General features: G+C 68.4%; 24 protein-coding genes. 8 read left to right on the top strand and 16 right to left on the bottom strand.

Going from position 1 to position 18,047, the window contains the following annotated elements; translation table 11 throughout:
- Positions 1–101: 101 nt before the first annotated feature.
- Positions 102–1,028, bottom strand: coding sequence for an LLM class F420-dependent oxidoreductase (locus PKF00_RS36880; RefSeq protein WP_271222364.1), 927 nt, complete (start codon positions 1,026–1,028; stop codon positions 102–104).
- Positions 1,029–1,174: 146 nt separating this feature from the next.
- Between PKF00_RS36880 and PKF00_RS36875 the strand changes: the two genes are divergently transcribed.
- The 3 genes from PKF00_RS36875 to PKF00_RS36865 all read left to right on the top strand — a co-directional run bounded on the left by PKF00_RS36875 (position 1,175) and on the right by PKF00_RS36865 (position 4,126).
- On the top strand, positions 1,175–2,248 hold the full coding sequence (locus tag PKF00_RS36875) for a glycoside hydrolase family 18 protein (protein ID WP_271222363.1): 1,074 nt from the start codon (positions 1,175–1,177) through the stop codon (positions 2,246–2,248).
- Positions 2,249–2,310: 62 nt separating this feature from the next.
- Positions 2,311–3,087, top strand: a complete 777-nt coding sequence (locus tag PKF00_RS36870) for a Clp protease N-terminal domain-containing protein (RefSeq protein ID WP_271222362.1) — start codon at positions 2,311–2,313, stop codon at positions 3,085–3,087.
- A gap of 457 nt (positions 3,088–3,544) precedes the next feature.
- Positions 3,545–4,126, top strand: a complete 582-nt coding sequence (locus PKF00_RS36865) for a DUF1269 domain-containing protein (RefSeq protein ID WP_271222361.1) — start codon at positions 3,545–3,547, stop codon at positions 4,124–4,126.
- A 73-nt stretch (positions 4,127–4,199) separates the two neighbouring features.
- Here the strand turns inward: PKF00_RS36865 and PKF00_RS36860 are convergent, their stop codons facing one another.
- Positions 4,200–4,580, bottom strand: a complete 381-nt coding sequence (locus PKF00_RS36860) for a hypothetical protein (RefSeq protein WP_271222360.1) — start codon at positions 4,578–4,580, stop codon at positions 4,200–4,202.
- A gap of 509 nt (positions 4,581–5,089) precedes the next feature.
- Between PKF00_RS36860 and PKF00_RS36855 the strand changes: the two genes are divergently transcribed.
- Entirely contained in the window at positions 5,090–5,329 is a 240-nt protein-coding gene (locus PKF00_RS36855; protein WP_271222359.1) for a hypothetical protein, read from the top strand.
- A gap of 300 nt (positions 5,330–5,629) precedes the next feature.
- On the opposite strand, the gene PKF00_RS36850 is transcribed toward PKF00_RS36855, so the two are convergent.
- From PKF00_RS36850 to PKF00_RS36840, 3 genes are all read right to left on the bottom strand, one after another.
- On the bottom strand, positions 5,630–6,031 hold the full coding sequence (locus PKF00_RS36850; RefSeq protein ID WP_271222358.1) for a site-specific integrase: 402 nt from the start codon (positions 6,029–6,031) through the stop codon (positions 5,630–5,632).
- A 151-nt stretch (positions 6,032–6,182) separates the two neighbouring features.
- Positions 6,183–6,608, bottom strand: a complete 426-nt coding sequence (locus PKF00_RS36845) for an SRPBCC family protein (protein WP_271222357.1) — start codon at positions 6,606–6,608, stop codon at positions 6,183–6,185.
- A complete protein-coding gene (locus PKF00_RS36840; protein WP_125636530.1) occupies positions 6,605–6,943 on the bottom strand; it encodes an ArsR/SmtB family transcription factor in 339 nt (112 codons plus the stop codon). Before PKF00_RS36840 ends, PKF00_RS36845 begins: the two co-directional genes overlap by 4 nt.
- Before the next feature lie 88 nt (positions 6,944–7,031).
- Here PKF00_RS36840 and PKF00_RS36835 point away from each other — a divergent pair, with 88 nt between their 5' ends.
- The gene (locus PKF00_RS36835) at positions 7,032–7,520 is read left to right on the top strand and encodes a DUF1579 family protein (protein ID WP_271222356.1); all 489 of its coding nucleotides are present in this window, start codon (positions 7,032–7,034) and stop codon (positions 7,518–7,520) included.
- Between the two features lie 133 nt (positions 7,521–7,653).
- Here PKF00_RS36835 and PKF00_RS45270 read toward each other — a convergent pair whose 3' ends face one another.
- Positions 7,654–7,815, bottom strand: a complete 162-nt coding sequence (locus PKF00_RS45270) for a hypothetical protein (RefSeq protein ID WP_425582182.1) — start codon at positions 7,813–7,815, stop codon at positions 7,654–7,656.
- Positions 7,816–7,984: 169 nt separating this feature from the next.
- On the opposite strand from PKF00_RS45270, the gene PKF00_RS36825 reads away from it, so the two are divergent.
- Entirely contained in the window at positions 7,985–8,281 is a 297-nt protein-coding gene (locus tag PKF00_RS36825) for a hypothetical protein (RefSeq protein ID WP_271222355.1), read from the top strand.
- A 204-nt stretch (positions 8,282–8,485) separates the two neighbouring features.
- On the opposite strand, the gene PKF00_RS36820 is transcribed toward PKF00_RS36825, so the two are convergent.
- Both PKF00_RS36820 and PKF00_RS36815 read right to left on the bottom strand, forming a co-directional pair.
- The gene (locus PKF00_RS36820) at positions 8,486–9,181 is read right to left on the bottom strand and encodes a hypothetical protein (protein WP_271222354.1); all 696 of its coding nucleotides are present in this window, start codon (positions 9,179–9,181) and stop codon (positions 8,486–8,488) included.
- Positions 9,178–9,660, bottom strand: coding sequence for a sigma-70 family RNA polymerase sigma factor (locus PKF00_RS36815; RefSeq protein WP_271222353.1), 483 nt, complete (start codon positions 9,658–9,660; stop codon positions 9,178–9,180). Before PKF00_RS36815 ends, PKF00_RS36820 begins: the two co-directional genes overlap by 4 nt.
- Positions 9,661–9,666: 6 nt before the next feature.
- On the opposite strand from PKF00_RS36815, the gene PKF00_RS36810 reads away from it, so the two are divergent.
- Positions 9,667–10,008, top strand: coding sequence for a DUF8825 domain-containing protein (locus tag PKF00_RS36810; RefSeq protein ID WP_271222352.1), 342 nt, complete (start codon positions 9,667–9,669; stop codon positions 10,006–10,008).
- On the opposite strand, the gene PKF00_RS36805 is transcribed toward PKF00_RS36810, so the two are convergent.
- The 7 genes from PKF00_RS36805 to PKF00_RS36775 form a co-directional block, all read right to left on the bottom strand.
- Entirely contained in the window at positions 9,983–10,231 is a 249-nt protein-coding gene (locus tag PKF00_RS36805; protein WP_271222351.1) for a hypothetical protein, read from the bottom strand. The genes PKF00_RS36810 and PKF00_RS36805 overlap by 26 nt on opposite strands.
- Positions 10,232–10,717: 486 nt before the next feature.
- Positions 10,718–11,143, bottom strand: a complete 426-nt coding sequence (locus tag PKF00_RS36800; protein ID WP_271222350.1) for a hypothetical protein — start codon at positions 11,141–11,143, stop codon at positions 10,718–10,720.
- A gap of 565 nt (positions 11,144–11,708) precedes the next feature.
- Positions 11,709–11,960 carry a hypothetical protein gene (locus PKF00_RS36795; RefSeq protein WP_271222349.1) on the bottom strand — a complete coding sequence of 84 codons (252 nt, stop codon included), beginning with the start codon at positions 11,958–11,960 and terminating at the stop codon, positions 11,709–11,711.
- A gap of 196 nt (positions 11,961–12,156) precedes the next feature.
- Positions 12,157–12,468: a hypothetical protein gene (locus PKF00_RS36790; RefSeq protein ID WP_271222348.1), complete on the bottom strand. Its 312-nt coding sequence runs from the start codon at positions 12,466–12,468 to the stop codon at positions 12,157–12,159.
- Between the two features lie 384 nt (positions 12,469–12,852).
- A complete protein-coding gene (locus tag PKF00_RS36785) occupies positions 12,853–14,085 on the bottom strand; it encodes a WD40 repeat domain-containing protein (protein WP_271222379.1) in 1,233 nt (410 codons plus the stop codon).
- A 482-nt stretch (positions 14,086–14,567) separates the two neighbouring features.
- Positions 14,568–14,897 carry a hypothetical protein gene (locus PKF00_RS36780; protein ID WP_271222347.1) on the bottom strand — a complete coding sequence of 110 codons (330 nt, stop codon included), beginning with the start codon at positions 14,895–14,897 and terminating at the stop codon, positions 14,568–14,570.
- Between the two features lie 260 nt (positions 14,898–15,157).
- Complete coding sequence (locus PKF00_RS36775) at positions 15,158–15,538, bottom strand: hypothetical protein (protein WP_271222346.1); 381 nt, start codon at positions 15,536–15,538, stop codon at positions 15,158–15,160.
- Between the two features lie 220 nt (positions 15,539–15,758).
- Here PKF00_RS36775 and PKF00_RS36770 point away from each other — a divergent pair, with 220 nt between their 5' ends.
- Positions 15,759–16,058 carry a hypothetical protein gene (locus tag PKF00_RS36770; protein ID WP_271222345.1) on the top strand — a complete coding sequence of 100 codons (300 nt, stop codon included), beginning with the start codon at positions 15,759–15,761 and terminating at the stop codon, positions 16,056–16,058.
- Between the two features lie 740 nt (positions 16,059–16,798).
- Here PKF00_RS36770 and PKF00_RS36765 read toward each other — a convergent pair.
- Positions 16,799–18,046: a class I SAM-dependent RNA methyltransferase gene (locus PKF00_RS36765; protein WP_271222378.1), complete on the bottom strand. Its 1,248-nt coding sequence runs from the start codon at positions 18,044–18,046 to the stop codon at positions 16,799–16,801.
- Position 18,047 lies beyond the last annotated feature (1 nt).

Raw genomic sequence — 18,047 nt, 5'->3', positions numbered from 1 at the left:
TTATCGCCCTCCCCGCGGCTTCGCGGGAGAGGCGATGACCGCCAGGGTTCCGTACCCGTGAAGGATCCCACCGACGCCCCGTGCGTGACGGGGCGCGCGGCCTACACGTGGGGAAGGACCTCGGCGGCGATGAGCTCCAGGTGGTCGAGGTCCGACAGGTCCATCACCTGCAGGTAGACCCGGTCCGCGCCCAGTTCGGCGAACTTCGCGATCTTGTCGACCACCTCGGCGGGGGTGCCCGCCAGGCCGCTCGCCCGCAGGGCCTCCAGGTCCTGCTCCGCCGCCTGCGCGCGGCGCGCGATCTGGGCGTCGTCGGCGCCGACGGCGACGGTCTGCGCGACCGAGAACGTGATCGGCCTGTCACGCCCCTCGTCCTCGCACGCCTTCCTGATCCGGTCGAAGGCCAGGGCGACGTCCTCCGGGGTGCGGAAGGGCAGGTTGTACTCGTCGGCGAACCGCGCGGCCAGGCGCGGGGTGCGCTTGGCGCCGAACCCGCCGATGATGATCGGCGGCCTGGGGCTCTGCACGGGCTTGGGCAGGGCGGGCGAGTCGGCCAGCCGGTAGTGGGCGCCCTCGAAGGAGAACGTCTCGCCCACCGGCGTGGTCCAGAGCCCGGTCACGATCTCCAGCTGCTCCTCGAACCGGGCGAAGCGCTCGCCGGACGGGGGGAAGGGGACGCCGTACGCGATGTGCTCGTCGTCGTACCAGCCGGTGCCGAGGCCCAGCTCGACCCGGCCGCCGCTCATCTGGTCGACCTGGGCCACGCTGATGGCCAGCGGCCCGGGGAGCCTGAAGGTGGCGGGGGTGACCAGGGTGCCGAGCCTGATCGTGGAGGTCTCCCTGGCCAGGCCCGCGAGAGTCACCCAGGCGTCGCTGGAGCCCGGACCGTGATCGCCCGGGCCGATCCGCATGTAGTGGTCGGAGCGGAAGAAGGCGTCGAAGCCGAGGCGCTCCGCGGTCCGGGCGACCGTCAGGAGTTCGTCGTAGGTGGAGCCCTGCTGCGGCTCAGTGAAGATGCGCAACTTCATGAACATCATTATCCGGGCACTCCGGACGGCATCCATAGAAAGCCAACGGCGTGGCGGAACACTTGCTACGGTTCAGACCTCCATGCGCCACGTGACCATTCGAGCACCCATCGCGACCGGTTGGTGCCGTCGAGGAGGTGGATCCCATGCCGGTGGCGACAGAGCGTTCCGCCGCCCGCCGCGTCCGCGAGCCCGGCACCCCGCCGCGTTCCCTCGTCGCGCTCGCGTCCTTCGCGCTCGCCGCCGGAACGGGGACCGCGCTCTGGCTGCTGCCCTCGGGCGTCGACGAGCGCCCCGGCCCGCCAGGACACTCGCCCGCCTCGGGGGTCGCCGCACCCCCGCCGACCGCGAGCCCCGTCCCGAGGCCCGTCACGAGCCCGGCGCCCCGGCGGGTCTCGCGCCCCTCGGGATTCGTGACGTTCGTGGACGCCGGCCGGGACCCGCTCTTCGAGCTGCCCCGGGCGGCCGGGCGCGACCGCGTCCGCTGGTTCACCCTGGGGCATCTCACCGCGGGGACGGACGGCTGCACCCCGGGCTGGGACGGTCACGGACAGCGGCGCGGCGACCCCGTCGCGGACCGCCTCGGCCGCCTGCGCGCGGCGGGTGGTGAGGCCGGGCTCGCTTTCGGCGGCCCCTCGGGGCGCGAGCTGGCCGCCGCGTGCGCCGACACGGGACGCCTCACCGAGGCCTACCGGCGGGCGGTCCGCTCCTTCGGGGCGGGCCACATCGACTTCGAGATCAGGGGGCCGGTGGACGAGGCGACCGTCCTGCGGCGCGCGGACGCCATCGCGACCCTCCAGCGCGAGGCCGCGGCGGAGGGCAGGCCCCTCACGGTGAGCTTCACCCTGCCCGCGGGCAGGACCGGCCTGACCCGCGACGACCAGACGATGCTCCGCGCCACCCGGCGGCGGGGAGCCGAGATCTCGGCGGTCAACCTCCTCGTGCCGATCCGGGGCGCGTCCGTCGGCGGGTCCCGCCTGCGACCGATCGCCTCGGCGGTCCAGGCGGCCCACCCCCAGATCACCCGATCGCTGGGCACGGCCACCGGCTGGCGCGGGATCGCCCTCAGCCCGGTCCTGGCCGGCGCGGGAGACCTGAGTTCGGCCGACGCGCGCAGGCTGGTGGCGTTCACCACCCGCAACAGGATGGCCTGGCTCTCCACCCGTGGCGCCTCCCCCTCCTCGGGGGTGACCCGCGTTCTCGCGGGCGCCGCCCGCTAGACATGTGCCCCCCATGGGGTTATAAATGGCCTATAACCCTCTACTAACCCCATAGGGGAGACATGCCAAAGATCAATGTCTATCTGCCCGACGAGCTGGCCGAGGCGGTCAAGGAGGCGGGCGTTCCCGTCTCCGCTGTCTGCCAGCACGCCCTGGAGCAGGCCGTACGGCGCATCACCGCCATCAGGGAGACCGGCCTTGGCGTACCCGACCTCGACGGCCAGAGCGGGCGCTTCGCCAACTTCACTCCCCGGACCCGCGCCGTGATCAAGATCGCGGTCGAGCGGGCGCGCGCCGCGAGGGCGGCCGAGGTCAGCACCGAGCACCTGCTGGACGGTCTGCTGACCGAGGGCACCAACCTGGCCCTGCACGTCCTGCGCGCCATCGAGATCGCCCCGGAGCAGGTGCGTCGCGAGCTGGACGGGCTGAACCCCGGCACGACGACCGCGACGGACGACACCACGACGCTGCGGTTCAGCGAGTCGGCCGCGGGCGCCCTTGAGCTGACCGTCACCGACGCGATCGCCCTGGGACACAACTACGTCGGGTGCGAGCACCTGCTCCTCGGTCTCATCGCCGAGCCCAACGGGGTGGCGGGCCACATCCTGCGGAGTCTCGGCGCCGAGCCGAGGCTGACCCGCCGCGCCGTCACCGCCGCGCTGGCCGGATACGTGCACCTCAGAGCACAGGACCAGAGTGCCGCGGCCTCCGCCTCGACTCCCGGAGGCCAGGCCGAGGCCCTGTCCGCCGCCGTCCGCCAGGAGCTGCGCCCCGTTCTCCTGCGCCTGGAACGACTGGAGGAGCACCTGGGCATGGCCGGGGAGGCCCCACCCGCCTGACCCCACGGCGACCGGTCAGGAACAGGACGACCAGTCAGGGACAAGAGGGTTCCAAGCCGTCCCTCCCATGCTGGGCACGGCAATCGGCGGGAACACCGAGTTCCGACTGGAGTGGGAAATGCGCCTGCACCCGACCACCTTCGCCTCGCTCGACACGGCGAGAGAGGCGGCCCCGTCACCGACGGCCCACCGGCGCCGCCGCCCCAGGTGACGCCGTGCACCTCCGTCACCACTGGTACGTCGTCGAGGCCATCGGCCGCGTCGTCACCCAACGCTGCGCGATCTGCCTCAGGACTCGCGTCCGTGTGACGCGCAAAGTTCCCGCCAAGGTTCCCGGTGGGGAAGATGACGCGGAACGGTCGCTGCATCCGGCCCATCCCGGGAATTGCTCCCAAGAAGCGCGCCGGGGCGTCGCCTGAGCGCTGATCCGGCGCGCCCGAAGCGTCCGGGGGACTCCATGAGCGAACTCGTCACCATCGCCTACCCGCACATCGACAACGCGGTTCAGGCCAGGGACAGGCTGCTGTCGCTGCAGCGGGAGCACTCCGTACAGCTGGCGGACCTGGCGCTGGTCGAGCGTCAGGGCAACGGCAGGATCACGGTGCACCCCACGCACCACAGAGCCTCAACCTACGCCGCCGAGGGGGCGGTCGCGGGAGGCCTGCTCGGGCTGGTCGCCTTCGGCCCGATCATCGGCCTCGCCCTGGCCGCGGCCGGGTTCGCCTCCGCGGCCGCGGGCGCGACCGTTCTGGGAGCGGGCACGACGGCGCTCGCCGGAGCAGGCGTCGGCGCGGCCGTGAAGGAGGCGGACGACAACAGTCTCGACATCGGCTTCGTCAAGGAACTCGGCGAGCACCTGCCCGCGGGCGGCGCGGCCCTGTTCCTGTTGCTGACCGCCGACATCGACAAGGTCGTCGCCGCGATCGCCCCCTACGGCGGGCACGTCATCCGCACCACGCTCAGCGCGGCGGAGGAACAGCGCGTCCAGACGGCCATCGCGACGGCCCGGTCCTCGGGGCAGGGCGACCCGTCCGCGTAGGCCGCGGAGGCACGGGCCGGGGACAGGCCTCCGAAAAGCCCCGCCGACACCGGCCGCGTCCACGGCCGGTCCGTCACGGCGTGGGCGCCGTCGCCTGCGGCCGGTCCGTCACAGCGTCAGCGCCGCCCACGGCAGGCCGGTCCAGGACCCGGACGCTGCCGACGTTCCGGTTCACAGAGATCTGGTACGGCTCCACGGGCCAGTAAACCCTGGTCCGGCAACTGTCGTCGGGGAACAGCAACACCCGGCTGTCGGTGTCGTTCCACACGAAGGTCCTGGATCCGGTGCCGGGGTAACAGCCGGGCTCGGGATCGACGTACTCCTGGAAGCCGGTCCGCGAGTAGAGAACCAGCCTCCCGCTCGCGGCGGAGGCCGGAGCCGGGCAGGTGAGGGCGAGGGTGCAGGCGGCGGCCAGCACGCCGGCGGTCGTGGCGACGGTGCGCCTGACTGTCATCGAGGTCTCCTCGGTCGCGGAGGCGGTCACCCGCCTGTCACTCAGAGCAATAGATTCATCACTTAAAGTAGTCGTCGTGAGGAGGTCGGGTAAGTCACCGCCACGCCACATCGTCATGGCGGGTTCGGGCCGACTCGGCGCTCTCGTCTCCTCCGCGGGGCCGAGCACGCGCCGGGCCCGTTCGGTCGCGACCCGGGCGTCTCGGCCGCGCCGGTTCGGCCACGACAAAGCCGGTTCGGCCACAGCGAAGGGGAAGAGGCGAAGATGTGAGAACATCGCGCCTCTTCCCCTGTTTCACCGAGGACCGTTAGCCCTTGTTGCAGAATTTACTGTGGGCGCGGTCGAATCCCAGGTCGAACCCGCGCTGATACTCGCCGAACCCTCTGCCTCCACCTCCACCCCCGCCTCCCCCGCCGCCGCCTCCAGTACAGGATTGCCTGCCGGCGGAGTATCCATCGGCGTAACCTCTCCTGCAGTCCTTGTTTTTCTGACATGGTTTGTCGTGGGACGTGTTTTTCGTCGCCGCGACATACGGAGCGTCGACCCCCGCCACGGCAGCCGTCCTCGTGGCGGCGGAGGCGGTCGGGGCGGCTGCCACGCCCATCGTGGCGCTCCCGATCAGCGCGATGCCGGTGGCGCAGACTGTGATCGCCTGGCGGATTTCACTGGACACGGGAACCATCTCCCTTGCCGATCGAATGGCCTGCCGCACCCACTGGAACCGTGGCGGCACGACCACGACTTCCTGACGGAGCAGTGATACCCGACATCAGTCATTGGCAGTGTTTAAAGCGGTTGAATTATCACAAACAGGGTTTATCTATAAATAACTATTCGGTAGAAGTGTTCGGCCCGCTGTTGAACGAGGTGGACGCCGAGAGGCATACTTCCGCGGAGAGTCCGAGAGAGCCGGTCAGGGCAGCCGACGCGCTCCGGAGCGGCGGCCACCGCCGCCGCCGTCCGGAGACTGGACCGCCCCGTTGACCAGCAGCGCCACGCACTCCACGCGGTGGGTCGTCGGGAACACATGGAATTTCCAGCACCGCAGCTCAGGTGGATCGAAGGGACTCCCGATCAGGGCTCGTGCGCATCTCGTGCGCAACGATCTTCGACCACGCCTCTTCGATCTCCCCGTGCGCGCCGGGGGCGAGATGCGCGTAGCGAAGCGTCGTCTGGTACGACGAGTGACCAAGAAGGTCCTTCACCCGGTAGAGGTCGACCCGGCCGCACGAGCCGGCTCGCCGCGGTGTGCCGGCGGCCTCTCCCCATCGGGGTCCGGCGTGGCACATGAGGTCGGTCATCACCCCGTGCCCCTCGGGCAGCCGCTCGACGATCGCGCCGACCTGCGCCGGCGTGAACCAGCTGGGCGGCTTCGCCACCGTCGCGGGCAGGGCGACCTTCTGGCACGGCGACACCGGGATGACGCCCTCCAGGACGGCGTCACCGAGCATGCTCGCCGGCCACCTCCCGCCGCGGAGGCGAGTACGCGTAAACGTGCACAGCCCGAGGACGGTTAGCAGGTGGGGGCGATGTGGCTTTGACGGCGGCCGGGGTTCGTGAGGCGGCAGCAGGGGTGCGACGTACGCGTATGTTCGACCAAGTTCAGCGGAGTTCCTGGCGTTCTGCCGTTTCGCCCAGACGATGGAGCAGGTGCGCCCAGCCATCGCCGGTCTCCTCTTCGAGTGCGGCCGGCAGACCACTGTGGCGCAGGGTGAGCTCGGTGCCATCACCGTCCGGGGTCAGGGTGACTTCGACTCGGGATGCCTCTGGCGCCATGTCGGGCGCTCCTGGTGTGGCCTCCCAGCCGAAGGTGAAGACGAGACGTTCGTACGGCACGAGCTCCACGAACCGTCCGCGCATCACCGGGCGCGGGCCCTCGCGCATCGCAACCTGCAATGTGCCACCGGGGCGAGCGTCCAGCTCGGCCGTTCCCCACCATTGCGCCAGGCGTGCCGGGTCGGTGAAGAACCGCCAGACCGTCTCGGGACGCGCACGGATGTGCAACGTCTGCTCAATCGTCCTGCTCACAACGATCCCTTCACGTCCTGGTCACCAGTGTGCGCGCGTTCTTCTCGCTCGGCTTCGTGCTGGAGGCGGCTGAGCGAGGTGGACCACATCGTCTCCAGGAACGTCACCGCCTCGGCCAGCCCCTCCGGACGTAGCCGATAGAAGCGGCGATTGCCTGCGCGGCGGACGTCGACGAGGCGGGCCGCTGCCAGCGTTCGCAGATGCTGGGATACCGCAGGGCGACTGATTTCGGGAAAGCGCTCGGCGATCTCGCCTGCCGACACCTCGCGATCCCGCACCAGGACGAGGATGGCGCGGCGGGTCGGGTCCGCCACAGCGCGAAGCGCGTCGTCCATGGGCCACCGCCTTCGTTTGCGCACATGCCGGGACAGCATGTAAGTGTTTAAGCAATATCTTACACTCTATCGATGACGAGGATCCGCCATGTCAGGAGACGACAACACCCGTGCCCCGCGATCGGAGAACCAGCGCCTGAACGCGCTGGTTGGCCGTTGGCGTTCGCAGGGGCGTATAGCAGCCACCGCGATCGACCCGGCGATCCGCATCGCCGGGTCGGACACCTACGAGTGGCTGGCGGGCGAGCACTTCCTCATTCACCGTGTGGACGTGCGCATGAATGAGGAGCACGTCGAGGTCATCGAGATGATCGGGCCCTACGATCCAGCGAGCCGGACCTACCCCATGCGCTCCTTCGACAATCACGGCAACTTCGTCACCATGCGGGCAAGCGTCGACGACGAGGGGGTCTGGACGTTCGCCGGTGAGACGGAGCGGGCGACGCTGGTGATCGCCGAAGACGGCGACTCCATGACGGCCGAATGGGAGCGCACTGACAACGGCTCGAACTGGCGGCACTGGATGGACATGAGCTTCACGAGGGCCTCCAGCCCCAGCGCCATCCCTCGCCGCTGAATCCCTCGCGGATCAGAAGCCTCACCGTCGAGCTCGCCTCGCCGTTCCTGGCGGAGGCACCACAACACCACCATGCTCTGCGCGTCTGTCCGTACGTGCCTCTGCACATGGAGGTGTACGCCGACAAGTGTGGTCAGCTGGCTTGTTCGGCTCTGGCCCGGGTCTGGGCAAGGCGGCAGGAGTCGGTGCCGGTCTCGATGATGTCGCAGGTGAAGGCGAGCCGGTCGACGCGTCCGTAGCGGGCGACAGTCTTGGCGAGGACCTTCTCGTCGGCGGCCTCGACGAGTTCGTTCACGAGCTTGGTAGCGAGTCAGGTGGCTCTGGAATTCGCTGACACGGCTCCACCCCCACCGAGCGCCACAGAGCCACTGACCGACATTCGGCTCCTAAATTCACCTACAGAGCCAGCAAGCCCGTCGAGGGCAGCCGGGAGTACAAGGTCGAGGGCCACAAGAGCCTCGCCTATGACAGCTCCGTCTGGGTGCGTCTGGGTGTGCCTGTCGCGCGACCGGGCGCCCGTCGTGGTCGGCGCCTGCTCGGTGCACGCGGGTGTCAGGCCGGGCGTCGATGACCCCCAGGAGCTGCCGGAGAACTGGAGCCTGGAGCGGCTGGTCTTCGAGGCGCTGCGCTGCGACCCGCAGGGCACCCGGCCCCGCGCGATGACGACCATGCAGGCCGGGGCCGAATCGCGGGACGCGGCCGGACCCGCGTCCCGCGACCGACGTCGACCACCTCGGCCACTGCGACGACCACCGGCCTGAAAACCTCGTCGCCGAGTGCGCCTGGCACCACCTGAAGAAAAGCGGATCACAGGGCGGCCGTGCGGCCGCCGTGTGCCGCATCCCACATTCGGCCGCCCGAACGACATCCAGGCCTGATCATCCCGAGGAAGAAACCGCAACGACCACCCTGAGGGAAGGGGTAAACAGCTGCGATTCCCGAAGCCTTGCCCGATCACCCCGTGTTCATGTCAGATCCGCGAAATCGCGCACAGTTGCTGAGCCTGATTGGACAACGTAGATTCCGCTCCTGGTGCCGATCTCTTTCGAACGGGATTTGAGGGCTTCGATGTCCATCCTTTCCGGCCACTTTGTTCCGTTTGCGGACCAGCGCACGCCACCGAGGTCGACGGCGATCAAGTTGGCATTGCGTAGATCAACTGTTGTGAAGTCATCCAGGAAAGCCTCCACCAAGCTCTCGTGAAGGATGGGTAGATCTTGACCTACCACCAGGGCGATGGTTTTCCGCACCTTCGCCACGTAGAAGCTGGTGAGGTCGCGGTCGAGGGCGCGGTTGCGGTCGAGGGCGCGGGCGCGGTTGAGCTCGCGGAATGTCGCTGTGACATCGGGGTTGAGGCGTAGTGCCAAGCGGTCTTCGGGACTGACCGGCCAATTGAATTGCTTGGCAGCCGGGTGCTCCTGCTCCTCCGTGCGTGGTTCCGGCTGGGCAACAGGGAGAATCGCGGCTAAGCCGGCTTCGACATCGAGGACGGTGCCGAGATCGCCCACGAGGGCGTCGTGCTGGGACTGGAGCAAGACTTCGCGCAGGCCAGCTTCGACATCGAGGACGGTGTCGAGGTCGTCCTCGAGGGCACGCTGGTGCTCGTCGAGCCAGCGGTCGACGGGCTCGTCATGATGATCGAACGGGCGATGAGCGTTCACTGCTCCTCCTCTCCAGCCTGGAAGTACGCGGCGGCGGCGCGGCGAGCCTTCTTGAGGTTGGCGCTGACCACGTTGGGAGTCATGCCGAGTTGCTGGGCGATCTCGGAGGGCGTGAAGCCACTGTACGTCCAGGCCAGGACCTGGCGCTGTCGAGGCGGCAGGCTTCGAAACACCCGCAGCGCGTCGTGGCGGGTCTCCCATTCCGCGACGGTGTCTGGGCAGGGCAGTAGTGATGTCGGTTCGGGCACCTGATCGTGGGGATGTTCATGGATATCGGCGATCTTGCGGACCAGGGCACGGGAGGCCACGGTGTGTACCCATGCCTTGGGCTGGTCGATATCGGTCCAACGCTGATACACCTTGATCATTGTGTCCTGAGCGATGTCCGAAGCGATGGGCACCGAGGCCCCCTGTTTGATCAGGAAAGCGATCAGCTGGCGGAAGGTGCTGCGGTAGAAGGCCGAGAACTCCCTGTCCACCGTGACATGTACGGCTCCGAATACGAGTTCTCAGGAACCCTGATCGCCGCGCAGCGTGCTTTCTGGGCGGCGGATGCCCGGGTGCAGGAGGTGACGGACGCGTTGCCGTCGTCGGTCGCGGTGCCGGCGGGTGAGGCGGAGGTCACGGAGGAGCAGCGGGCCGAGCTCGCCGGCGTGCGGGAGGCCCGCCTGCAGGCCCTGGAGGCGCTGGACCGGCGCGAGTGGTGGGCGAACGGTGGACGACCGGTACGCCGCCCGACTGGCGCCGCGGAAGGCGGCCAAGGGCTGACCGGGCGCGCCCCGCCCTGGTGGCGAGGCGCCTTCAGTCCGCCTGGACGCTCTGGCTGATGTACACCGTGAAGCTGTAGCCCCCGCGGTCGGGCATGCAGTGGCTGGTCGGCTCACCGTACGTCGCGACGATGTCCCGTTGCGTCTGGCATTGGTCCAGGGTGGGGTAGGGGCCATATCTGATTATCCAGGGCACAGCGGAAGCGGGTGTGGCGCCGGCCAGGGTGGCGGTACCCAGCGCTGCCGCGAGCAGGGCCGCAGCAGGTAATCGGCGGATCTTCACGGGTGACTCCTCACGGTCGGGTAGGAGAACACCTTCAGAGGACCACCGATCGCCGGGGGCGGGGAGCTCCCGGTTTCCTATATTTCGGCTGCATGGCGCGCCGTTCGCGGGTTGTTTCGCCGGGCCTGAACAGTGAGCAGAGGAGCGAGCAGGGATAGGCAGCCCCTGCTTGCTCGCCTGCCTCAGGGCACAGCCACATTGGGCGGTGACCTGTTCGGATGGTCAACCAAGCCGCCCCGTCCTGGTAGGAGGGACCCATGGCGCTTGGCCGTCTTGCGCGCGAGTTCGCCGCGGAGATTGCCAACCACGACTGGAGTGACGCCACAGAGCGTCTGGATCGCGCTGGTCACAAGCGGGATTTCGAGTCCGGTCGAGAGCTGTGGGTCTCGGACGTGCGGCCATGCCGGTCGGGACCTCACCTCGGAACGCGCGGCACCCCGTCGTCCTCCTCGGAGGGCGGCGGGGCGCCTTTTGCGTGCGTGCGGGTTAGTACTGGTAGTCCACTGTGACGCGGTCTACTCCGGTGCCGGCCGCGGGGTAGGTGCCTCCGTGCAGGGTGTGCTTGACGGTGATCGTGCCCTTAGGGTCCAGGCCATCGAAGCTGTGAAGCCATATCCCCATGCTGCTGCTGAAGGAGAACGGGCCTGCGCATCTGTAGTCGGTGGCGGTGCCCGGCTCCTGGTAGCAGACATCGACCGTTTCGCTTGTTCTGCCGTTGGAGTAGGGCTGGACCAGCAGGGTCGTGCCAGTGATCTGGCCGGTGCTCGGGGTGGTCGCTTTGCTGAAGTAGGTGATGGCGGATCCGCCATCAGAGGTGATCGTGCCCTGGGGCTGGTATACGGTCCATGACCCGGTGGCCGCGGAGGCGGGCAGGGCGACGACGATCGGGGCGATGAGCGCTGAGCCGAGCATGGCGCAAGCGAGTAAGCGTCTGAACACGAGCAGCCCTCCCAGGAGGTTAGGTGCGGACGCTGATGAGACGGCTGCCGATGACGCCGGGTTGCTAAATGTCCGCATTTGGACATCTGTATCCGCTTCGCCTGGAGGGTGTCGCGGTGCGTCATCGAGAAGGCCCGATCGATGTGTACGGCCGCGCCACCGCATGAGGTTTTTCGGTCCGACATACTGATCGGAATAGGATCACCCGGAACCACGCACACCCGGGGGAGGCATATCCGACTACGCGTTCCCAGACACCCTGATCGCCGCGCAGCGCGCCCACTGGGCAGCCGACGCCCAGGTGCAGGAGGTGACGGACGCGCTGCCGTCGTCGGTCGCGGCGCCGACGGGCGAGGCGGAGGTCACGGAGGAGCAGCGGGGGCCGGGCCGGCGGAGGCTCGCGCGGCACACTTGGACGCCCTGGAGGTGTTCCACAAGCACTCGTGGTGGGAACGGTGGATGACGGGCACCGGGCGTGGGTCGCGTTGCAGAAAACCGCCAAGGCCTGACCGCAGCCCCGAACCGTCCGTCTGCCGGCTCAGTAGACGTAGAGGAAGTAGAAGCCGGGAGGAGTCTCGCTGCTGTACTCGCACGGGTCGGCAAACAAGACGGGGTCGTGCGTGAGGACGTATTGACGTGCGTCCTCGCACTTTCTATAGGTGGCGTAGGGGCCTGCCCACACTACGGCCTGAGCAGTGGCGGAGCTGACCTGAGCAGTGGCGGAAGCGGGTGTGACGCCGGCCAGGGCGGCCGTGCCCAGTGCCGCTGCGAGCAGGGCTGCGGCTGACAATCGGCGGATCTTCATGGTGGCTCCTCACGGTCGGGTGGGAGGACACCTCAAGGTGACCACCGATCACTGGGGGTGGGGAGCTCGCATTTCCTCATATTTCGGCCGCATGGTTTGAGGTCCGTGGCTGTTTCGCCGGGCCTGAACAACAGGACGCCCCGCTCGCCCTCCACACAGGAGGGCGAGCGGGGCACTCTTACTAGCCTTTTTTCACAACGCCAACGCCGGTGATCTCCCTGGCGAAGGGAGGCTTCACGACGGATTTGCCGCCGACGGGCGCCCACTCGCCGTACCACACTCCAGACTCGGGCATTTGCGGGTTGGGGTGCTTCCAGGACACGCCGATCAGGTGGTAGCCGGTGCCGCTCGCGCAGTAGCTGGTGTACCCCTCGGCGGTGACGCTGATGGTGCAGTCAGTGGGCTCGGCCTGCGCCGGTGTCGCCCCGGTGACGACCGTGGCGGCGCCCAGTGCCGTCGCGAGTAGGACTGCGGATAGTCGGCGGATTCGCACTGGATGACTCCTTACGACTGGGAAGGAGGACACCTCAAGGTGACCACCGATCGCTGGGGGTGGGGAGCTCCCGGTTTCCCATATTTCGGCTGCATGGCGCGCTGTCCTGCGATCGTTTCGCCAGGCCTGAACAGCAGGATGCCCCGCCCGTTCTCCTGTCTGGAGGACGAGCGGGGCGTTTGTGCGTCTGGTGTCAGCGGGTGGTGCCCTAAGCGCCCTCGGCGGCGACCGTGGGGAGCGGCACGTTCGGGCAGTCTTGGGCGAGTGCGGCCAGGGTGTCTCGCTCGGCGGTGTCGACGGTGAGCGCCCAGCCGGCGACGCGCCCATGGGAGGAGGGGCAAGGCCGCGAGGTATCGATGAACAGACGATCGCATGCCTGGCTCACTATTCGGTCCAGTCGTCCTCATCGTCTCTGCCGTGCTGACGCCCCGACGCTGACGTGATGATAGATCTGAGCCCCCACTGCTGGTGGACCTGGACGATGCCGAGGGCCAAATCCCCGTCCTCAACGAGCAGCGGCTCGAAGCCGTCCCAGTCGATGTAGTCCCACTCTCTGCCGTCATCGTCGACGATGGGGCCCGTCAGGTCATAGACGTCGCCGGTGTCGGGGTCGGTCCACATGTCGGGCAGCACGGGAGCGATCTGCGTGGGCCTGGTCATCCCCATCGCATGGTGCGCGTCCAGATTCCACACGCGCGCCCTGCCCATGCCGTCGGCTGCCACGACTCGGGGACGGCCGCCCAGCAGCGTGTAGGCGATCGAGCGGATGCCGATGGTGCGGTCGTCCTCCATCGGCAGGCCGATTTGGCGGCCGGTCCGCAGGTCCCACACGCGGATGCTGTAGTCCTCGCTGCCGCTGACGGCGATGGGGCGGCCGTCAGGGGCGCCGAAGGCAACCGCCCGGACGCGGCCAGTATGGCCGGTCAAGGGAGGGCCGACCTGCTGGCCGGTAGGCAGGTGCCATACGCGGACGGTGTCGTCGTCGCCGCCGCTCACGGCGATGGGGCGCCCATCCAGCATTCCGATGTCCACCGCCCACACCTCGTCGGTATGACCGGTTAACGGGCCGCCGATCGCCTGGCCGGCATTCAGATCCCAGACACGGATGGTGTGATCTTCGCTACTGCTGACAGCGATCGCTCGTCCGGCCAGCATTCCAGCGGCCACCGATCTGACTACGGACCCATGGCCGTGCAACGGCTCACCGATCTGGGTTCCGACGGCCAGATCCCACATGCGTACGGTGCAGTCGTAGCTGCCGGTGACCGCGACCGAGCGGCCGTACAGCATGGTGCATGCCAGTGCGTAGATTGATCCAGGAGCGTTGTATCGGATGTAGCGGGGGGCGCTGGGTTGCTCAGCGTGAGCGTGTCCGGTCAGCTCCCAGATGATCAGGTCGCCCTGGCCCTTGACGGCGACGGGACGGCCATCGATCTGTCCGTAGGCTATCGACCAAGGGTCGTGTCCTTCTTCGCATGTCAGCGAGGGACCTATCTGCCGGTGAGAGGCCAGATCCCAGACTCGCACCATGTCGTTGTAACCCTCGCTGATCACGATCGGGCGGCCGTCCAGGAGTCCGCAGGTCACTATCCCGACGTACGCGGCGCGGCCGCCCATGGCGGGCACGATTTGCGCTCCGAAGGGCTGCGGCACTGGAGGGTAAGACAACCGGACTCCTGGCTGGGGGTGTCTGCTTCGGAGGTCTTCAGGAGCGACAGAGAAGGAACGGATCCTTCCCGGCCTTGCTGATCATAAGACGGTGTTTTCCGAAGTACCCGGCCTTCGCCTAAATGCGTACTGTCCGTATTACCTTCGCCACACGTTGACCGTCTCGGTCACCAGCAGCGGAGCACCCTCAGGGCGTTGGAAGCCCTGGGAGTCGATGTCGCACTGCCCAGTAGGGCGGGCTGAGGGCCCGGCTCCCCTCGCCGGGGCCGGGGCCGAGCCGGATTCAGCCGCGGGCCGGCGCCTCGGCCTCCGCAGGGGGCGCGCCTCGACGAGGACCAGCTCCAGGCGGGGGCTGAAAACGCAGAGCCCCTGTCGTCCCGAGGGAAGCAGGGGCTCATTCGTCTTGCATCGGATCAGGCGCGCTTCCACCGTCACTGGCCGTTGGGGTACTGCGAGCACTTGTGCCGCCGGTTGGTGACCTTGGCGTAGCCGTACCGGTTGTGGGCTGCCTTCGGGCAGTAGGCGCCCGGGGTGATGCACCTCCAGTAGCTACCAGACCGGTCGAGCTCGTAGGTGGGGATGCGGTCGAGGTCGAAACCGAGGGCGTGGGTGCATTCAAGTGCATGGTGAAGGGCGCGGGCGAGGATGGGGTGGATGGCACCGCTGGCCGGCCCGGCGGCGGCGCAGATCTCCAGCCCGTACATCTCCCTTGTGGGGTCGTCGAGGAAGGCGCACAGGGCGAGCTGGGTCGGGATGGTCATTTTGGGAGGCTTACCCAGGGTGGAACTCTAGCTAGGGGTGTGGAGGTTTCTCAGCAAAACCCCATGTTCCTTCCCGGGTTTCTCAGCCAGAGCAGGGCTTGTCGGTTCACCTGCTCGGCGGTCACCCCGCCCTCGTGTCCAATCGCGGCAGCCTTCAGCACCGCCTTGTGCATCTGCCTGGCTTCCGTCGGCGGCGAGGCAGAGCCGTGCCCGTTCAGCCTTCGAAATCCTCAAGACAACGCCCTTCCTCAGCGGAGGGCCTAGAGGGCGATCAGCTTCAGCTCCGCGACGGTGTCGCTGTGTCCGGAGGAGACGCGGACCTGGCCAGGATTGATCCACATGATCGTTTCGGGAGGTAAGGGCTCCAGTAGGTCGGAGGCCTCGATTCCGGCGGCTTTCAGAGCTGTGATGAGGATCGGCTCCGGATCGTAGCCAGCAGCTACGACGCGCAGGATTGCCCCCCAATGTGGGTCTCCGGACTCAACTGCTTTCCGCCACGACCAATGGCTGACCGGCCCGGCGAGAATGGCCGCCTCCAGAGCGGCGCGGAACGCTTCGACCTGTTCGGTGGTTGTCGGGCCGGTGAGTTGATCGGCCCACCAGTGCGCTGCGGTGCGGGCTTCCACGGTTCCGCTGCTCATGCTCCGCTCTCCTCGGGGTGTTGCGGTCAGGGTACGGCCCACCGGCCGGGCGGGGCAGGCAGACAGCAGGACGCCCCCGGGGAGTGTCGGTGCGCCGAGGCGCTCTTGTCCCGGTGAGGGCGCGGAAAGTGCTTGCGTCGCCCTTCCTGGGACGTATCGTCCATTTAGGAAAGTTTCTTACTGGAAGCGCCATTTACCTTCGAAATCGGAGGAAGCGCACATGAGAAACCGGTTCGCGGCTGTGTCCGCCACCGCCCTGCTCACCGCGTCGCTGCTGGTGGGCTCCGCATCCCCCGCCTACGCCACCCTGACAGGCTGCACCGCATGGCACTCGGGTAACACCGCCTACAGCCAGTGCACGGGCGGCACGGGCCGGCAAATGATCCACGCCGAGGGCCTGCACGTAGACCCTCAGGTGGGGTACATCTACCGCTCTGGCGACCCGGTAGGGGTGGGCGAGATATCGGTGGCGTCCATATCGGGCAAGCTGGTCGGCTACAGGATCATCTTGCTCGACTGACGCGGCACTGAGCGGCATGACGGCGCCCCCGCCTCCAGCACGGAGAACGGGGGCGTCGTGGCGTGCTGCCTCAGCCGGCCGGATCAGTGTTTCCAGCTCGATCGGCGAACACCTGGCGGATTGCTCCAGATGTCGATGCCGAATCCGTGCACGACGGTTCCGGCGGGGATGTCGACCGTTGCGGCCAACAGCTTGACGAGCGCGCCCACGTTGTCGGGGCGGCCCTGGGTGGCGCGGTCGAACTTCCTCTTCAGGCGCCGTGGTGGGCGCTGGTGAGGATGATCCCAAGGCCGAAATCGCCTACCTGGCCGACGAGTTCCGCTCCCCGCCTACGCGGGGGTTGAGGGCCCCGGTTTCGGCCGGGGCTTTCACTTTGGGCAGGTGAGCCCCTGTGGGCCGCGAGGACGACCCCAGGAGGTTCAGCTCAGGAGGATCCCCCTGGAGGCCTAGGGGCGCTCTGGGAGCTTCCGGGACGGCGAAGGCCCCCGCCTGAGGCGGGAGCCTTGCGACTGCGGGGCGAGGGCGACTCCCCTCCGCAACCGGATGCCGGAGACCTTATGTGACGATCTGCATGAGATCCACTCGGCAGTGGATATCGATCTGGCTTTCGCTTTGTCTCCGCGGAGTGGGGCGAAGCGGGTTCGTGATCGTGCGCATCCCGTGCGCAACGATCTTGAAAAACGCCGGCTCACAATGACTCACACCGACAGATGACGTGTTGCGCAACTCCTGGTCGGAGGCTAGATCGAACCGTTGACCAGCAGCGCCACGCACTCCACGTGGTGGGTCATCGGGAAGGCGTCGAAGGCCCGCAGGTCGGCGAGGCCGTAGTCACGGTCGCCGAACCAGGCGAGGTCCCGGGCCAGGGTCGCGGGATCGCAGGAGACGTAGACGATCCGGGTGGCCTCGAGGCTCGCGAGACGGTCGACGACGTCACGGCCGAGACCCGCGCGGGGCGGGTCGACGACGACCAGGTCGGCGCGCTCGACGCCGAAGTGATCGAGGGCGTTCTCGACACGGCCCCTGGCGAAGCGCGCCTGGGGAAGGTCGCGAAGATTGCGTTCGGCGTCGCGCACGGCCACCGACTCGGACTCGACGCCGAACACCGCGCCGCCGGGACCGACCGCCTCCGCCAGGCCCGCGGCGAACAGGCCGACACCGCAGTAGAGGTCGAGCGCCCACTCCCCCGGCTGCGGGGCGGCGAACTCCAGGACGGTGGCCAGCAGGGTCTCCGCGGCTCCGGGATGGACCTGCCAGAAACCGCTGCCGGTGACCTGGAAGTCGCGGTCTCCGACGCGCTCGACGAGGTGGTTGCGGCCGTGCACGACGCGGGAGTGCCCCCTGCCCTCGTCCACGAAGACGGCCACGCTCGTGTCGAGATCCGGCACGGCCACCGTACGGCGCGGCTTGGGGGCCACCACGACGGCCTGGTCCCCCGTGTTGGAGGCGATGACCTCGACGGAGGAGGCGTTGCGCCAGTTCATGACCTCGGCGCCGACGTTCTCCACCTCGGGGTGGGCGATCAGGCAGGCGTCGATCGGCTCGATGTCGTGGGAACGGTGGCGTCGCAGCCCCAGGACTCCGTCGCGGTCGACGGCGAACTGGACGCGGGTGCGCCAGCCGAGGCCGTCCGGGGCGCCCGGCACCTCCTCGACGATGCCCTTCCACTCGATCCCGGCCAGCCGCTTCAGCTGCTCGGCCACCACGTCGGTCTTCAGCAGGCGCTGGGCGTCGAGGGAGGCGTGCTGCCAGTCGCAGCCCCCGCAGCGCCCCGGGCCCGCGAACGGACAGGGCGGGGTCACCCGGTCGGGCGAGGGGTCGAGGATCTCGACCGCGTCGGCCCGCAGGAACCTCGCGGTCTCCTCGGTGATCTCGGCGAGGACGCGCTCGCCGGGGAGCGCGTGCCGTACGAAGACCACCCGGCCGTCATGGCGAGCGACGCACCAGCCACCGTGCGCGACGGGTCCCACAGTCAGTTCGATCGCCATC

Origin of the sequence: Streptosporangium carneum, from assembly GCF_027922005.1 — a bacterium.
GTDB lineage: Bacteria > Actinomycetota > Actinomycetes > Streptosporangiales > Streptosporangiaceae > Streptosporangium > Streptosporangium carneum.
Note: the sequence above shows the minus strand (reverse complement) of the source record. Positions and strands in the feature narration are given on the sequence as shown.

Bases quoted from the DNA above. Each gene is read 5' to 3' on its own strand.
- PKF00_RS36775 (WP_271222346.1), bottom strand. From the start codon at position 15,538: ATGAGCAGCGGAACCGTGGAAGCCCGCACCGCAGCGCACTGGTGGGCC.
- PKF00_RS36865 (WP_271222361.1), top strand. From the start codon at position 3,545: ATGAGCGAACTCGTCACCATCGCCTACCCGCACATCGACAACGCGGTT.
- PKF00_RS36765 (WP_271222378.1), bottom strand. From the start codon at position 18,046: ATGGCGATCGAACTGACTGTGGGACCCGTCGCGCACGGTGGCTGGTGC.
- PKF00_RS36825 (WP_271222355.1), top strand. From the start codon at position 7,985: ATGACAGCTCCGTCTGGGTGCGTCTGGGTGTGCCTGTCGCGCGACCGG.
- PKF00_RS36835 (WP_271222356.1), top strand. From the start codon at position 7,032: ATGTCAGGAGACGACAACACCCGTGCCCCGCGATCGGAGAACCAGCGC.
- PKF00_RS36800 (WP_271222350.1), bottom strand. From the start codon at position 11,143: ATGCTCGGCTCAGCGCTCATCGCCCCGATCGTCGTCGCCCTGCCCGCC.
- PKF00_RS36860 (WP_271222360.1), bottom strand. From the start codon at position 4,580: ATGACAGTCAGGCGCACCGTCGCCACGACCGCCGGCGTGCTGGCCGCC.
- PKF00_RS36785 (WP_271222379.1), bottom strand. From the start codon at position 14,085: ATGGGCGGCCGCGCCGCGTACGTCGGGATAGTGACCTGCGGACTCCTG.
- PKF00_RS36850 (WP_271222358.1), bottom strand. From the start codon at position 6,031: ATGCTCGGTGACGCCGTCCTGGAGGGCGTCATCCCGGTGTCGCCGTGC.
- PKF00_RS36810 (WP_271222352.1), top strand. From the start codon at position 9,667: ATGTACGGCTCCGAATACGAGTTCTCAGGAACCCTGATCGCCGCGCAG.
- PKF00_RS36780 (WP_271222347.1), bottom strand. From the start codon at position 14,897: ATGACCATCCCGACCCAGCTCGCCCTGTGCGCCTTCCTCGACGACCCC.
- PKF00_RS36870 (WP_271222362.1), top strand. From the start codon at position 2,311: ATGCCAAAGATCAATGTCTATCTGCCCGACGAGCTGGCCGAGGCGGTC.
- PKF00_RS36770 (WP_271222345.1), top strand. From the start codon at position 15,759: ATGAGAAACCGGTTCGCGGCTGTGTCCGCCACCGCCCTGCTCACCGCG.
- PKF00_RS36840 (WP_125636530.1), bottom strand. From the start codon at position 6,943: ATGGACGACGCGCTTCGCGCTGTGGCGGACCCGACCCGCCGCGCCATC.
- PKF00_RS36880 (WP_271222364.1), bottom strand. From the start codon at position 1,028: ATGAAGTTGCGCATCTTCACTGAGCCGCAGCAGGGCTCCACCTACGAC.
- PKF00_RS36875 (WP_271222363.1), top strand. From the start codon at position 1,175: ATGCCGGTGGCGACAGAGCGTTCCGCCGCCCGCCGCGTCCGCGAGCCC.